The sequence below is a fragment of the Streptomyces sp. NPDC006012 genome (assembly GCF_042871185.1).
In the GTDB taxonomy this organism is placed as follows: domain Bacteria; phylum Actinomycetota; class Actinomycetes; order Streptomycetales; family Streptomycetaceae; genus Streptomyces.
Genome location: NZ_JBIAIE010000010.1, coordinates 133,114 through 148,365, shown reverse-complemented (window position 1 = coordinate 148,365; position 15,252 = coordinate 133,114). Strand labels below are relative to the sequence as shown.

Below are 15,252 nucleotides of genomic sequence, written 5' to 3'. Positions count from 1 at the left end.
TCTGACCCCCTGACCGCCTGAACCGACCTCGGAGTTCCGTACTGCCCGCCTCTCCACCAGGAGGCGGGCAGTGCGCGGTTCCGGGCGCACATCTGCCTCGGCACGAGTCTTGACACGACGCCCGCGTCACCTCCACAGTGCAGTAATGCGTATTAGTAATGCGCATTACCAAGCGGTGAGTGAGGGAGCGCAAGGCGTGGAGCAACCGAGGAAGCGGGCCAAACCGGGACGGAACCCGGCGCCCGCGGGCCGTACGTCACGGCCACGGCAGGCAGAGGTGGCCCGGCTCGCCGGGGTGTCCCAGGCGACGGTGTCGCTGGTCCTGTCGGAGCGTGTCGACGGCAAGGCGGCCACGATCTCCGAAGAGACCCGCAAACGCGTCCTCGACGCGGCGCGCAGTCTCGGTTACGTGCCCGACCCGGCGGCCCGGCGGCTCGCCGCGGCCCGCAACAACCTGCTCGGTGTCTTCAGCTTCACCGCGACGTTCCCGACCGACGTGCAGCACTCCTACTACCCGTTCCTGGTGGGCGTGGAGCAGGAGGCGGCCGCCCGGGGCTACGACCTGGTGCTGTTCACGGGTTCGAGTCGCGGAGGCGCGGGCGCCGCGGGGCCGGACGCGCTGAGCCGGGTGCGGCTGGCCGACGGCTGTCTCTTCCTCGGACGGCATGTCCCGCGTGCCGAGCTGAAGCGGCTGGTCGCCGACGGATTCCCGGTGGTGCACCTGGGCCGTCGCGAGGAGTTGGAGGGACTGGCCTGGGTCGGCGCCGACTACGTCAGCGCCAGCCGCGACGTCGTGGCGCATCTCGCCGCACTGGGGCACCGGCGGATCGTGCTGGTGCGCGAGGACGACGACGCACCGGCCTCCGCGGACCGGCAGCAGGGTTTCCTGTCCGGGCTCGCGGCGGCGGGCACCGCGGCCGGTCCGGACGCGGTGCTGCGCTGTGCCGATCCGGAGCGCGAGATGACGGCGGAGCGGGTGCGCGCCCTGGTCGCCGACGGGGTGACCGCGTTCGTGGCCGAGGAGACGGACACCGGGGCGGCGTGGCGGGGGCTGAGCACGGCTGTGCGGGATGCCGGGCTCGCCTGCCCGGCCGACGTCTCGCTCGGGCTGCTCGGCAGCCCGCCCGCGGACCTCGCCGCCGAGCCCGTGCCGATGGGATTCGACATCCCCCGGCACCGGCTCGGCGCCGCGGCCGTACGGCTGCTTTCCGCGCTGGTCGCCGGTGAGGAGGCCAGAGAGCCCCTGGTGCCTTGCGAGTTCCGCACCGGCGAGACGGCGGGCCCCGTATGAACGCCGGACCCGGCAGCCGCGCCACGCCGGCCCGCCGCACGAGCAAGGCAGTTCACGTCACGAGTACAAGGAACAGTGTGATGGGCGAACCGGACATCCTGATCGTCGGTGGCGGCCTCGGCGGAGTCGCCGCCGCGCTCGCCGCCTGCCGGGCGGGCCGGCGGGTCGTACTGACCGAGCAGACCGACTGGATCGGTGGCCAGCTCACGGCGCAGGCCGTGCCGCCGGACGAGCACCCCTGGGTGGAGCAGTTCGGCACGACGGCGACCTACCGGGCCCTGCGCGAGGGCATCCGGGCGTACTACCGCCAGTGGTATCCGCTGCGCTCCGAAGCGCTCGGCATCCCGGATCTCAACCCGGGGGCGGGACGGGTGAGCAAGCTGTGCCACGAACCGCGCGTCGCGCTCGCCGTGCTGGAGGGAATGCTCGCCCCGCACCGGGCGTCCGGTCTGCTGACCGTCCTGACCGAGCACCGGGCCGTCCGGGCAGAGGCGGACGGCGACGCCGTCGGCGCCGTCACGGTACGGGACCTGCGCGACGGCACCCTGAGCACCGTCTCCGCCCGGTACGTCATCGACGCCACCGAGACCGGTGAGCTGCTCGCGCTCGCCGGTGCGGAGCACGCGAGCGGGGCCGAGGCGCAGGACGAGTTCGGGGAGCCGCACGCACCGGCCGAGGCGCAGCCGGACAACCAGCAGGGCATCACGGTGTGCTTCGCGCTCTCGCACCACGAGGGCAAAGACCACACCGTCGACCGGCCCGAGGACTACGACTTCTGGCGGAGCTACCGGCCCGGTTTCTGGCCCGGTCCGCTGCTCGGGTTCGAGGCGCCCGACCCGCGCACGCTCGAACCGGTCCCCCGCACCTTCGTCCCCAACCCGGACCTCGACCCGCTGGCGGTCAGCGCCGACCAGAGCGCGGACGCCGGGGACAAGGAGCTGTGGGGGTTCCGGCGGATCCTGGCACGCAGGCTGCACCGGCCGGGCGCCTTCGACTCGGACATCACTCTCGTCAACTGGCCGCTCAACGACTACTGGCTCAAGCCGTACATCGGCCAGGAGGCGGACGCGCTGCGCGAGGCACGGCAGTTGTCCCTCTCGGTCCTGTACTGGCTGCAGACGGAGGCGCCGCGCGCCGACGGCGGCACGGGTTTCCCGGGGCTGCGGATCCGGCCGGACGTCACCGGCACCGCGGACGGGCTCGCCAAGGCAGCCTATGTGCGCGAGTCGCGGCGGATCAAGGCGGTGACGACGGTCGTCGAGCAGGACGTCGCCATCGACGTGGTCGGGCCGTACGGCACGACCCACTACCGCGACTCGGTCGGTGTCGGCGGCTACCGGATCGATCTGCACCCCTCCACGGGAGGCGACACGTACGTCGACATCGGCTCGGTGCCGTTCGAGATCCCGCTCGGGGCGCTGGTGCCGCGCCGGGTGCGCAATCTGCTGCCGGCCGGCAAGAACATCGGCACCACCCACATCACCAACGGCTGCTACCGGCTGCACCCCGTCGAGTGGAACGTCGGTGAGGTGGCGGGCGCGCTCGCCGCCCACTGTCTCGCCGAGGGCGTCGAGCCGCAGCAGGTGCAGGCCGAGGACAAACGGTTCGAGGAGTTCGGGCGGGTCCTGGAGCGGGCGGGCGTGCAGCGGCACTGGCCCGACGTCCGCGGCTACTGACGCCGTCGTCCCGCGCTTCCCCCCGCTCAGTCAGCAACGTACGCACGTCAAGCACAAGGAGGTGCCCTGACATGACCGCTGACCGTCGCATCCGCGTCGGCATCGATGTGGGCGGCACGTTCACCGACGCCGTGGCGGTCGACGCCGCGACGCTCACTCTGGTGGGCCAGGTGAAGGTGCCCACCAGCCATCACCATGAGAACGGTGTCGCGCACGGCATCGTCCAGGCGCTCGAACAGCTCCTGGCGCAGGTGGACCGTGCCCCGTCCGATGTCGGTTTCCTGGCCCATGGCACGACACAGGCCACGAACGCCCTGCTGGAGGGCGATGTGGCGAAGGTCGGGCTGATCGGGATCGGCAGCGGGCCGGGTGCGGTCGTCACCCGCCGGCTCGCCGCGTTCGGCAAGCTCGAACTCGCCCCGGGCAAGCGGCTTCCGCTGGCGTACGAGCATGTGGCCGATCCGTTCGACGCCGACGCGGTGCGCGCGGCCGTGGACCGTGTGCGCGACCGGGGAGGCCAGGTCCTGGTCGCCACCGAGCCGTTCGGGGTCGACCGGCCGGAGGGCGAGCGGGCCGTCCTCGACGTGGCACGCTCCTCGGGGCTGCCGCTCGCGGCGGCCCACGAGATCACCTCGCTGTACGGGCTGCACAAGCGGACCCGGACGGCGGTGGTGAACGCGGCGATCCTGCCCCGGATGCTCGCCACCGCCGATCTGGTCGACGCGTCCATCACCAAGGCGGGTGTGACGGCGCCGCTGATGGTGATGCGCTGTGACGGCGGCGTCATGTCGCTCGACGAGATGCGGCGCCGCCCGCTGCTGACGGTGCTCTCCGGCCCGGCGGCCGGGGTCGCGGGCGCGCTCATGCAGGAACGGATCAGCGAGGGCGTGTTCCTGGAGACGGGCGGCACGTCGACGGACATCAGCGTGGTGCGGCGCGGCAAGGTGGCGGTGCGGCACGCGACGATCCTCGGCAGGACGTCGTATCTGAACGCGCTGGATGTACGGACCGTCGGTGTCGGCGGCGGGTCCATGGTGCGGATCTCGGGGAACCGGGTGGTCGGTGTCGGGCCGCGCAGCGCGCACATCGCGGGGCTGCCGTACGCCTGTTTCGCCTCCCTGGACGAGCTGCGCGACGCGCGGATCGCCACGGTGCGGCCGATGGACGGTGACCCGGACGACTATCTGGTCCTCGACGCGGCGGGTGGCCGTTTCGCCGTGACGATGACGTGCGCGGCGAACGCGCTCGGCCGGGTCCCGGAGGGCGACTTCGCGCGCTGCGACCAGGAGGTGGCACGGGCCGCGCTGGCTCCGCTGGCCGCGGCGTTGGGCACGGACGTGGCGGGCGCGGCGCGAGCCGTGCTCGACGCGGGGACCGCGCAGGTCAAGTCGGTGGTGGACACGATGATCCGGGACTACCGGCTGGACCGGGAGACGGCCGTCCTGGTCGGCGGGGGCGGCGGCGCGGCGGCGGTGACCCCGCATCTGGCCGCGGCCGCCGGGCTCGAAGGGCGCATCGCCCGGCACAGCGAGGTGATCAGTCCGATCGGGGTGGCCCTCGCGCTCGTCCGGGAACAGGTCGAGCGGATCATTCCCGGTGCCTCCCAGGAGCAGATCCTCGCGGTGCGCGCCGAGGCCGAGCGGGCGGTCGTCGCGCAGGGTGCGGCCGCCGACGGCGTCGAGGTGGAGGTGACGGTCGACCCGCAGACCAACACGGTGCGCGCGGTCGCCACCGGCGCGACCGAGCTGCGCACCCAGGACCGGGCACATCGCGCGGACGGCACGGAACGGCTGCGCGCTGCCGCCACCAGCCTGAAGGCGCGGCAGGAGCGGGTGAAGGTGCTGGCGGGCACGGACGCCTACACGGTGTACGGCACCGAGGTGCACCGCAGGTTCCGTGCGGACCGGCAGCCGGTGCGGGTGGTCGACGCGGACGGCTTGGTACGGCTCGGGGTGTCCGACGCGCGGGTGGCGACCACGACGGTGGGCGGCGCCGGTGACGCGCTGGCGTCGCTGGTGCGGGACGCGACCTCGTACGGCGACGGCGGGGTGCGGGCACCGGCCGTGCGGCTCCTCGTGGGCGGCCGGATCGCGGACCTGTCCGGCGTCCTCGAACCGGACGCCCTGCTGGCGCTCGCCCGCAGCGAGTTGCGCTCGCGCGCGGCGGACGAACCGGTGGTCGCGGTCGTGGAGTCCCGCACATGAGCGGCGGCCACGACCTGGACCTGGCGGTGCGGCTGCTCGCGGGCACCCCCACCCACGAGGGCCGTGATCCGCTGCTGCTGCGTCAATGGGCGCTGGCGGCTGAGGAGTTCGGGCGGCGCCTGACCCCCGATCCGGTGCCGGTGCGGGTGGTCGAGCGGACCGGTGGGCTGGCCGCCGGGCTGCTGGCCCGGTACCGGTCGCGGCCGCCGGTGGTCGAGGTGTACGTCGACACGGTCGAGTGCGCCGAACGGCTCGTCGCCGAGCGCGGCTGGCGGAACTGGTTCCCCGAGGGGTCGGTACGGGCCGCCGCCCTCGCCCATGAGCAGGCACATGCCTGGCTCCACCACGCCGAGGTGCGGACCGAGTTCAAGCGGGCGCTCGGGCACACGGCGCTGCGGCTGGGGCGGCGCCGCCTGTACGCGCATGTCGCGGGCGCGGACGAACTCGCCGCGCACGCCTACGCCCGTGCCGCCTGCGGCCTGGGCCGCAGCCCTTTGCTGCTCACGGAGGCGCTGGCCGCCGCGTACTGCGAAAGAGAGAACTGATCGATGGGTGTCGTCATTCTGCTCGTCATGGTGGCCGGAGTGGCCGCCATGCTCAGCCGCAAACTGCCCACCGCGTTCGCACTGGTCCTGCTCGGCGTGGTGATCGCCTTCCTCGCGGGCGCACCGCTGACCGGCAAGAACAGCGTGCTGGACACGGTGCTCCAGGAGGGGGCGCCCGCGCTCGCCGCCACGATGATCGCGATCCTGCTGGGTTCGTGGCTGGGCAAGCTCCTGGCGGAGACCGGCATCGCGGGCACCCTGGTCCGCAAGATCGTCGAATTCGGCGGTGACCGGCCGGTGATCGTCGCGCTCGGTGTGCTCGCGGTGTCCGCTCTGGTCGGCACCGTGTCCGGGTCGGCGCCCGCGGCGATGCTCGCCGGGCTGATCGGCATTCCGGCGATGGTCGCGGTGGGCATTCCGAAGGTGACCGCCGCGGGCACGATCCTGATGGGCATCGCCGCGGGCATGCCGTTCGAACTGCCCGTGTGGCAGTTCTTCTCCACGGCGCTGGAACTGCCGGTGGACACGGTACGCGGCTTCATGCTGAAGCTGTTCCCGTTCGCGCTGGCGGCGGCGGTCGCCTACGTGCTGGTCGAGTCGCGGCGGCGCGGCGTGGAGCACACCTGGTCGCTCAGGTCGGTGCAGGAGAAGCCGGCTTCGCGCGGCCACCGCCACATGCTCGGGGACGCCCCGTGGTACGCGCTGCTGACCCCGGTGGTGCCGCTGGTCCTCGCCCTGGGCTTCGACCTGGCCATCGTCCCCTCGCTGTTGGCGGGCGTGCTGTACGCGCTGGTGACGACGACCCGGCCGCGCGAGATGAACCGGCGTCTGCTGCGCACTCTGTACGGCGGTTTCGAGGTGGCGGCGCCGCCGATCACCCTCTTCGTGGCGATCGGCATCCTGCTCGCCGCGGTGAAACTGCCCGGCGCGGTCGACGCGCTGCAACCGCTGGTCAAGGCGGTCAGTCCGCACAACGCCGTGTGGTTCGTGCTGGTCTTCACGGTCCTGGTGCCGCTGTGCCTGTACCGCGGCCCGCTGAACGTGTACGGCCTCGGCGCCGGCATCGCGGGCGTCCTCGTCGCCACCGGCATCTATCCGGCCGTCGCCGTCCTCGGCATGGCCACCTCGTACAACCAGGTCTTCGGCGTCGCCGACCCGACCAGTACCCAGACGGTGTGGAGCGCGCAGTACGCGGGCGTCTCACCGCAGCAGGTGATGGTCAGGACGTTGCCCTATGTGTGGGCCGTGGCGTTCGGCGGCCTGTGCGTCACCGCCGCCACCTCTCTGTGATCCGACACCGTCCGACTCCAGGAGCCGTCATGCACGAATCGCAGTCCGGCCTCGACCGTCGTATGTTCCTGCGCACCACCGCCGTCACCGGCGCCGCGCTCGCCCTGGGCGGTGTGCCGGCGCAGTCGGCGTCCGCCGCGCCCGGCGGGTTTCCCGACTACGCCTACGTCCGAACCCTGCTCTCGCCCGCGCAGCTGAAGTACAACCCGACGGGCGAGATCATCTTCCCGACCGTGCGCGGCGTGTACGACAAGCTGGCGTCGCCGCTGGGCCGTTACTACCTGTACTACGCGCCGCACGACGCGCCGGGCGGTATCTGCCTGGCGTACGGGGACTCGATGGAGGGCCCGTTCACGGAGTACCCGGCAAACCCGATCGTCTCCAACAGGTGGGACCCGCACTACTCGGTCAGCCATGTGTCGTCGCCGCATGTGCTGTGGAACGCGGACGCGAAGGAGTTCTGGCTGTACTTCCACGGCGAGAACACGACGACGCGGCTGGCCCGTTCGAAGGACGGCGTCCACTTCACCCGCCCACGACGCGGAGCCGGCCGCCTCAATCTCCGACGGCCGTGGTCGGCCGGAATCCGACGGCGGGTTCCGGCCGGCCGCGGCACCTGGTCACCCCCCGGGCGACGCCGGTGCGCAGACCGTGCAGGATCGCACCGGCCTCGCCGGGCACGCAGGACGCCGAACTAGACTGGGGCGCTGACCCTCTGGCGAAAGGCCCGCCGCCCATGATCAGCGAAGACGACCGCAATACGGCCGTGCAGCGTGTGCAGGAGGCGTACGCCGACGGGCACCTCTCACACGAGGAGATGGACGAACGCCTGCACCGGACGCTCGCCGCCACCACGCACGGCGACCTGGTGTCGGCTCTGGACTCGCTGCCGGAGCAGCGAGCGGAGCGCACGTCCACGATCGCCGCCCACAGCGGACGCATCCACCGGCGCGGCGCATGGCAGGTGCCGCGGACCCTCAAGGTCGAGTCCGCGTACGGAAACGTGCGCCTGGACCTTTCCCGGGCGGTCTTCGAGCATCCGGTGGTCGACCTCGAACTGCAGCTCGGCACGGGCCGGGCAAGAATCACGGTGCCCCGCGACGCGGTCGTCGAGGTCGAGGACCTGCACACCGGGTGGAAGGACCTGCGCTACAAGCCCCGGCAGCCTGCCCGCCCCGGCGGGCCGAGGATACGGATCTCCGGAACCATGGGTTTCGGACGGCTGAAGATCCGCCACGCACGGCGTTGAGACCCGCCAGGTCCGGCCGCGCGGGCCGGGCCCGACCGGCGGGCGTCCCCGGGTTCACCGCAGCACGAGGGTGCAGGGCCCGCGGGAGACGAGTTCGCCGATCACCGGTGCCCCCGGCACCTCACCGGCGACCAGAAGCCCGCCGGAGGTCTGGGCGTCGGCCAGCAGCAGGCGCGTGTCGCTGTCCGTCGCACCGAAGTCGGTGAACGGCGCCACCCAGTCCAGGTTGCGCCGGGTGCCGCCACTGACGTACCCCTCCCGTACGGCCTCCCGTGCCCCGTCGAGGTAGGGCACGGCGGCTGTGTCGATCACCGCGGTCACCTGCGAGGCCCGGGCCAGCTTGTGCACGTGGCCCAGCAGGCCGAATCCGGTGATGTCGGTGGCGCAGGTCGCGCCGGCCGCCAGGGCCGCGGCGCAGGCGTCCCGGTTGAGGGCCGTCATCGTGGCGATGGCCTGCTCGAACCGTTCACCGGTGGCCTTGTGCCGGTTGTTGAGCACGCCGAGGCCGAGGGGTTTGGTCAGCGACAGCGGCATGCCGGGACGGCCGGTGTCATTGCGCAGCAGCCGGGCGGGGTCGGCAAGACCGGTGACGGCCATGCCGTACTTGGGTTCGGGATCGTCGACGCTGTGGCCGCCGCCCACGTGGCAGCCGGCCTCGGCGGCGACGTGCAGTCCACCGCGCAGTACCTCGCGTGCCAGCTCGAACGGCAGCACGTCGCGCGGCCAGGCCAGGAGGTTCACGGCGACGACGGGCCGGCCGCCCATCGCGTACACGTCGGACAGGGCGTTGGCCGCGGCGATGCGTCCCCAGTCGAAGGGGTCGTCGACGACCGGGGTGAAGAAGTCGGCGGTGGACACCACGGCCTGCGCGGGGGTGTCGCCCCGCGCGGGCAGCGCGACGACGGCGGCGTCGTCGCCGGTGTCCAGCCCGACCAGGAGGGGCAGCCCGGCCGGGGCGGGCCGAGGGGTGGTGAGGCCGCCGAGCACGGCCTCCAGTTCGCCGGGCGGGATCTTGCAGGCGCAGCCGCCGCCATGGGCGAACTGTGTGAGGCGTACGGGGGCTTGGCGCGTCGTGGTCATGTCGGTCTCCTGCGCGAGTAGCCTGACGACGGATGGAGGCGTGTGGGTGCCTGGTGGCCCTCCCGGTCTTCAAAACCGAGGTGCCCGAGGATCTCGGGCAGGCGGGTTCGATTCCCGTCCGCCTCCGCTTTCGGTGCCGCCGCGGCAGCGCCGCCGCTGGTCGTCCACACGTTCCGTGTATCCCCGGACGTCCAGGTGCTCCAGCAGCGGCACGGCGACCCGGCGGGTGGTTCCCAGCGCCTGCCGGGCCTCGCTCAGCGTGAACGGCTGGGGCAGCCGGGCGAGCACGGCGGCGGCCCGTTCGTCCGTGCCGGGCAGCAGCACGATCCCGTCGGCGACCCGCAGCAGCGCGCCTGCCGCGACCGCGGCGGCCACCGTCCTGCGGGTGAGGCCCAGTGCGGTGAGGCGGTCGGCCTCCGGCGCGCAAAACGGCGCCGCCGCGAGTTCCCGGGCCACGGCGTCAACGGCTGCCCGGAGCCCGGGCGGCAGGGTGGGCCGGGGGTCCTCGGAGCCGTACAGCCTGCCCTGCCGGAAGGTGAGCCGAGGGTCACCGGGTGCTTCGGCCAGGGCGTCCACCAGCGGCCGGTCGGGCAGGCCGAGCAAGTGCCGGGCCGCCTCCGTGGGCAGGCCCGGTTCCAGCGGGTGCCGCTGCGCATACCGGGCCACCTCGGCGACCAGGCGTGCCCGCAGTCCGGCCCAGTGCGCCGGGTCGGCGAGCCAGTCACCGGCGACCGGGGGGACCGGGGCGGGTACTCCCATGGCGAGCAGTTCCCCGCGGCGGATCAGCCTGCGGCGCCGCAGTTCCGCCGGACCGTCCGGCCGGCCGGTCATGGCGGCCAGTTCCCGGGCCCGGTCCCGGCCCGCGCCCCGCCGGGTCAGCGGCGGTGGACGGACGTCCAGTACGGTCACCCCGCTCGGTGCCCGACGGCCTCCGGGTTCGCGCAGCACCGCGCGGTCGCCGACGCGCAGCGGCAGTCCGCGGTCCAGGGTCAGCCGGGCGGTGTCCGGGCCGAGGGGACGGACGGTGACCGGGACGGCCGCGGTGCCGATGTGCAGGGTGACCGTCCGGGGCAGGTCGCCGACCGGTTCGCCGGCCACCCGGACGTCGGCGGCGGTGGTGAGCAGCCAGCGTCCCGGTGCCAGCAGGACCTGGCCGCGCCGCAGCCGCCCGGCCGCGGAGCCGTGCAGGTTGACCGCGACCCGCGCCACCCCGCTGACGGCGGGGTGCTCCTCCTGGAGGGTCTGCAGGCCGCGGACACGGAGCGCGGCCGTGCCCTCGCCCGTCTCCAGGCGGTCACCCACCCGGAGGGTGCCGGCGCCGAGCGTGCCGGTCACCACCGTGCCGTGCCCGCGCACCGTGAAGGCGCGGTCCAGCCACAGCCGCACGTCGGCGTCGGCGGACGGGACCGGCAGCGCGGCGGCCAGCCGGGCCAGTGCCCCGCGCAGTTCCGGCAGCCCGGCCCCGGTCACCGAGCTGACCGCGACGGACGGTACGGCCCCCAGCGAGGTGGCCGCCATGCGCTCCAGGGCGGCTGCCCGGACCGGTTCAGGGTCGGCGAGGTCGCTGCGGGTCACGGCGAGGACGGCGTGCCGGACCCCGAGCGCGTCGAGGATCGTCAGGTGCTCCTCGGACTGCGGCTGCCAGCCCTGGTCGGCGGCGACGACGAACAGCACCGCGGGCACCGGTCCGGCCCCGGCCAGCATGGTCGGCACGAACCTCTCGTGACCGGGCACGTCCACGAAGGCGATCGGCTCCCCGCCCACGCCGAGCCGGGTCCACACGAACCCGAGGTCGAGGGTCAGTCCCCTGCGCCGCTCCTCCTCGAAGCGGTCGGGTTCCATGCCGGTCAGCGCCCGCACCAGGGCGGACTTGCCGTGGTCGACGTGGCCGGCGGTGGCCAGGACCCGCATGCCGCTACCCTCCCGCCGCCGAGCGGACCGCCTCGGCGAGCCGTTCGTCGTCCGCGGGCGGCACCGCCCGCAGATCCAGCAGACAGCGCCCCGCCTCCAGCCGTCCGACGACCGGCACGCGCCCGGTGCGCAGCGCGGCGGCGAACGGCTCCGGCAGCGACAGTGCGGCGCTGGGCAGGGTCACCCCGGGGGCTCCACCGCCGCCGACCCGGGCGGCGCTCGCCACGGACCGGGCGTCGATGCCGTGCGCGCTCAGGGCGGCGGCGAGCCGGTCGGCGCGCGACCGGAGGACTTCGGGATCCGCGGACAGTGCCTCGGCGGTCGGGGTGGGCGGTCCGGTGAGGGTGGCCTCCAGGGCGGCCAGCGTCAGCTTGTCCACACGCAGGGCGCGGGCCAGCGGGTGCCGGGCCAGCGTACGGACGAGCTTCTCCGCACCGAGGAGGAGACCGCACTGCGGTCCGCCGAGGAGTTTGTCCCCGCTGGCGGTCACCAGCGAGGCACCGGCCCGCAACTGCGTCTCGGCGTCGGGTTCCGCGGGCAGCACGGGATGGGGGGCGGGCAGCCCGGAGCCGATGTCGACGACCACCGGGACGCCGAGCCCGGCCAGTTCCCCGGCATCGGCGCCGCGGGTGAAGCCGGTGATACGGAAGTTGGAGGGGTGCACCTTCAGCACGAATCCGGTGCCGGGCCCGACCGCCGCGGCGTAGTCGGCGGCGGTGGTGCGGTTGGTCGTGCCGACCTCGTGCAGCCGGGCTCCGGTGGACACGAGGAGGTCGGGCAGCCGGAAGCCGTCCCCGATCTCCACCATCTCCCCCCGGCTGATGACGATCTCCTTGCCGGCGGCGAGTGCGGTGGCGGCGAGGACCAGGGCGGCGGCGCCGTTGTTGACGACGTGCGCGGCCTCGGCGGACGGCACCCGGTCGCACAGTGCGCGCAGCGCCGTACGCCCGCGCCGGGCCCGTACGCCGGTGGCCAGGTCCAGTTCGACGTCGGTGGGGCCCGCGGCGTCCTGCACGGCTTGCCGGGCCGCCGCGGACAGCGCCGCCCGGCCGAGATTCGTGTGCAGCACGACCCCGGTGGCGTTGATCACCGCGTGCAGTCCGCCCGCCGTCCGGGGCAGGAGCGCGACGGCCTCGTCGCCGATCCGCTCCGGCGGGATGCGTCCGGCGCGCGCACGCTCCTGCGCCTGGCGGACGGCGGCCTTCACGACCGAGGCCCCCAGCCGGCCCGCCGCCTCGCTCAGCCGCGGCTCCCGCAGCAGGACGTCGGTACGGGGAATCCGCCGCCGTACGTCCCTGTCGGGACCGTCGTGCGCACCTCCGGGTACGGGCGCGGCCGCCCCGGTCCGTCCCGCGCCGATCTGCTCCGATGCGACCTGCGGCTCCACCCGGCCCTGCCTCTCCGCCCGTCTTCGGATATCCGGCATATCCGTGATATCCATCGTCGCCCCACGCCCCGGACAAGCCACTCGACACGCCGGGCCGGTCTTCGCGGCGGCGGCCTTCGGCGCCTGCTGGACAGCCGTCCGCAGCCGGAGTGCTCTCCTGGGCGGCGGTCCACCGGTGACACGCGCCGCCGTCTTCGCGGCCGGTCCACGCCCTGCCGGCCGCTCCTGGACCTCCTGATCGTGATCCGACGGCTCCGCCGCGAGCGGGCGCCGGTTCCTGAAGAGACGTCCGGGCTCAGGCCCGTGCGTCGGGTCCCGGCATCGTCGGGCCGACCCTGGTGTGTCGTGCCCTGTGCGGACGTGTGGTCCTGCGACGGTGGTGCGAGGCCCCGCTGATCACGGTGGCGAGCAGCGCGCAGAACAGCAGCGCCAGTGCGAGACCGGAACAGAAGAGGCCGACCGGGCCGAGGGTGGCGATGTGGTGGCCGAGCACCGACACGGCGTAGTCCGGACCACCCGACAGGTTGCCTGCGATGGCCAGGACGGTGAAGGCGCCCGTCGCCACGAGGAGCAGCAGTGCGAGCAACAGCATCCGATTCATCTCCTCAGGAGGTTGTCCAGTGCCGTCAATGGCGCCCCCCGAGTTCCCGCTGCGCGCGGACGCATGCGGCGGCGCGCAGCGGCATGCGGGCAGCGGGCACGGTCCGACGTACGGGCTCCGGTTGCGAGAGTGCCGAGGAGTCGTTGGACTGTGTCCGTGATGCCGGCGCCATCACCGACAACCGCACAGAGATCCACGATGCGGGCCCGCGCGGCGAAGCTCCCGCGTGGCTGAGCACTCGGTCGCCACCGTCGGCACGGGCCTGCGGCGCGGGAGCCCCGGCAGACCGAGGACACGTCCCGGCGACACCTCGCAGGACCGCCTCGACCCGCACGTCGCGGCCCGGTCCACCCGACCACACGACAAGACCCCCGGTACCGGCCGGGAACCAGCGCGAAGGAAACTCCATGACCAGCACCATCGCCCGCCGTACCTCCCTCGCGCTCGCCTCCGTGGCCGTCGCGGCGACCGCGGTCCTCACCTCCGGAAGTGTCGCCTCGGCGACGACGACGGCGTCCGGTGGCGGCTCCGGAGCCGCCACCGATTCCGACCACTCCACGGTGTCCCGGCATCTGGCGGAGATCTGCCGGCAGGTGGACCGGGACGGCGGGGTCGCGATCGTCTCCCTGGCCGATCGCCACGGACGCGTGGACAAAGTGCACAGCCGTTGGATCGCGGACCAGATCACGTGGATCTGCTCGCACTACTGACACCGACGGGCAGCGGGGTCGTGGCCGGGCCCGTGGGAGTGAAGCGCGACGTACTGGCCTGCGGCGATTCCGAACTCACGATCGGGGTCCGCGCCGCAGCGGCCGGCAGCGCGGACGAGGCCGGGCCCCGGCTCGCCCTTGCCGGCCTTGCCGGCCAAGGCGACAGCGTGCCACGCCTGCCCGCTGAACCGCACACCCGAGGGCACGCCCGCGCACGGTGACCGTGTGCCCCGGCCCTCGTCCGTCGGCCAATGCGCAGGCGCCCCCACCTTGACGCGTCGGGCCGCGCCGTCGTCAACCCATCAAGAGGCGACACATTGCTCCGAAGACTCCGGCGACCCACAGCATGGACATATGGCGTCGCGTCACTTGTCGCCACCACTTTGGCCGTTGCTTCCGCCACCGAGGGCCACGCGGCCGTCACGACCAGCGCAGGCGCCGGGCGATCCGGCACCGACTGCCGCTTCCCTGGAGACCGAGGCTTCGGGCTACGCGCTCGTCGAACTCAAGAACACCGGCGACGCAGTGACCCTGCGGAACAGCACGGGCCAGGATGCCAACACCCTCGTGGTACGCGCCTCGATCCCGGACCCGCCGCAGGGCGGCGGCATCACAGCGTCCCTGAACCTGTACGTGAACGGCACGTTCCGTCAGGCGATCCCGCTGAGCTGCCGGCAGGAGTGGAACTACCGCGGCGCCACCACCGACCCGGACGACCCCGACGCAGGCCGGGCGCCCTACCACTTCTACAACGAGTTCCCGTCTGGGTCACGGGGAGCCCCATCACCCCGGGCAGCACGATCACGCTCAAGAAGGACTCCACCAACACGGCCGCCGTCTACGACGTCGACTCCGTCGACCTGGACAAGGTGCGGCCCCCGCGGACCCAGCCGGCCGGTTCCCTCTCCGTCGTCGGCCACGGGACTGATCCGGCCTTCGCGAAGGATTCGACCGTCGCCGTCCAGAGCCAGGTGAGCGGCGCGAAGATCCTCAACAACACCGCGGTCGCACCGTGGTGGGCCAACGGCCTGCGCATCGCCGGCGGGAAGGACGTCGAGATGAAGGACAACCTGGTGAACAGCGTGTCGTCCAACAGTGCCCTGCACATCGGTGTGTTCGGCGACACGGCGAAGCAGCCGGTCTCGACCGGCACGGGGGCGGCGGAGCAGGTTGGCGACGGCAAAGTTCTGGACGCCGGTGTCCACGATGGGTGACTTCACAGGTACGGCGGTGGGAGGAATGCGGCGGTGTCTTCGGACACCGGATCGTCGGACCGCCGAGTGCAGAGCGAACGGCTCAGTGCCCGTG

The 15,252-nt window shown here is 73.3% G+C and carries 12 protein-coding genes, 1 tRNA gene and 2 pseudogenes; 11 read left to right on the top strand and 4 right to left on the bottom strand.

Going from position 1 to position 15,252, the window contains the following annotated elements; translation table 11 throughout:
• Positions 1-196 precede the first annotated feature (196 nt).
• The 7 genes and pseudogenes from ACFYPJ_RS19860 (at position 197) to ACFYPJ_RS19830 (ending at position 8,255) form a co-directional block, all read left to right on the top strand.
• Entirely contained in the window at positions 197-1,291 is a 1,095-nt protein-coding gene (locus ACFYPJ_RS19860) for a LacI family DNA-binding transcriptional regulator (RefSeq protein WP_389018516.1), read from the top strand.
• Positions 1,292-1,368: 77 nt separating this feature from the next.
• The gene (locus tag ACFYPJ_RS19855; RefSeq protein WP_389018513.1) at positions 1,369-2,967 is read left to right on the top strand and encodes an FAD-dependent oxidoreductase; all 1,599 of its coding nucleotides are present in this window, start codon (positions 1,369-1,371) and stop codon (positions 2,965-2,967) included.
• A gap of 71 nt (positions 2,968-3,038) precedes the next feature.
• Positions 3,039-5,171, top strand: a complete 2,133-nt coding sequence (locus ACFYPJ_RS19850) for a hydantoinase/oxoprolinase family protein (RefSeq protein ID WP_389018510.1) — start codon at positions 3,039-3,041, stop codon at positions 5,169-5,171.
• Entirely contained in the window at positions 5,168-5,716 is a 549-nt protein-coding gene (locus ACFYPJ_RS19845) for a hypothetical protein (protein ID WP_389018507.1), read from the top strand. Before ACFYPJ_RS19850 ends, ACFYPJ_RS19845 begins: the two co-directional genes overlap by 4 nt.
• A 3-nt stretch (positions 5,717-5,719) precedes the next feature.
• Positions 5,720-7,006: a TRAP transporter large permease subunit gene (locus ACFYPJ_RS19840; RefSeq protein ID WP_389018506.1), complete on the top strand. Its 1,287-nt coding sequence runs from the start codon at positions 5,720-5,722 to the stop codon at positions 7,004-7,006.
• A 29-nt stretch (positions 7,007-7,035) separates the two neighbouring features.
• Positions 7,036-7,536, top strand: a pseudogene (locus tag ACFYPJ_RS19835) (twin-arginine translocation signal domain-containing protein); the annotation flags it as partial.
• Between the two features lie 206 nt (positions 7,537-7,742).
• Positions 7,743-8,255 carry a DUF1707 domain-containing protein gene (locus ACFYPJ_RS19830; protein ID WP_389018503.1) on the top strand — a complete coding sequence of 171 codons (513 nt, stop codon included), beginning with the start codon at positions 7,743-7,745 and terminating at the stop codon, positions 8,253-8,255.
• A gap of 54 nt (positions 8,256-8,309) precedes the next feature.
• Here ACFYPJ_RS19830 and selD read toward each other — a convergent pair whose 3' ends face one another.
• Positions 8,310-9,335, bottom strand: coding sequence for a selenide, water dikinase SelD (selD, locus tag ACFYPJ_RS19825; protein WP_389018501.1), 1,026 nt, complete (start codon positions 9,333-9,335; stop codon positions 8,310-8,312).
• Positions 9,336-9,369: 34 nt separating this feature from the next.
• On the opposite strand from selD, the gene ACFYPJ_RS19820 reads away from it, so the two are divergent.
• Positions 9,370-9,463: transfer RNA gene (locus ACFYPJ_RS19820), tRNA-Sec, on the top strand.
• A 34-nt stretch (positions 9,464-9,497) separates the two neighbouring features.
• Here the strand turns inward: ACFYPJ_RS19820 and ACFYPJ_RS19815 are convergent.
• The 3 genes and pseudogenes from ACFYPJ_RS19815 to ACFYPJ_RS19805 all read right to left on the bottom strand — a co-directional run.
• Positions 9,498-11,246, bottom strand: a pseudogene (locus ACFYPJ_RS19815) (SelB C-terminal domain-containing protein); the annotation flags it as partial.
• Between the two features lie 4 nt (positions 11,247-11,250).
• A complete protein-coding gene (selA, locus tag ACFYPJ_RS19810; protein ID WP_389018498.1) occupies positions 11,251-12,633 on the bottom strand; it encodes an L-seryl-tRNA(Sec) selenium transferase in 1,383 nt (460 codons plus the stop codon).
• Positions 12,634-12,928: 295 nt separating this feature from the next.
• Positions 12,929-13,225 carry a hypothetical protein gene (locus tag ACFYPJ_RS19805; RefSeq protein ID WP_389018495.1) on the bottom strand — a complete coding sequence of 99 codons (297 nt, stop codon included), beginning with the start codon at positions 13,223-13,225 and terminating at the stop codon, positions 12,929-12,931.
• Between the two features lie 416 nt (positions 13,226-13,641).
• On the opposite strand from ACFYPJ_RS19805, the gene ACFYPJ_RS19800 reads away from it, so the two are divergent.
• From ACFYPJ_RS19800 to ACFYPJ_RS19790, 3 genes are all read left to right on the top strand, one after another.
• A complete protein-coding gene (locus tag ACFYPJ_RS19800) occupies positions 13,642-13,944 on the top strand; it encodes a hypothetical protein (RefSeq protein ID WP_389018492.1) in 303 nt (100 codons plus the stop codon).
• Positions 13,945-14,298: 354 nt separating this feature from the next.
• A complete protein-coding gene (locus ACFYPJ_RS19795) occupies positions 14,299-14,919 on the top strand; it encodes a hypothetical protein (protein ID WP_389018489.1) in 621 nt (206 codons plus the stop codon).
• Positions 14,916-15,158 (top strand): hypothetical protein, encoded by a 243-nt coding sequence (locus ACFYPJ_RS19790; RefSeq protein WP_389018486.1) that lies wholly within the window; start codon positions 14,916-14,918, stop codon positions 15,156-15,158. Before ACFYPJ_RS19795 ends, ACFYPJ_RS19790 begins: the two co-directional genes overlap by 4 nt.
• Positions 15,159-15,252: the final 94 nt, after the last annotated feature.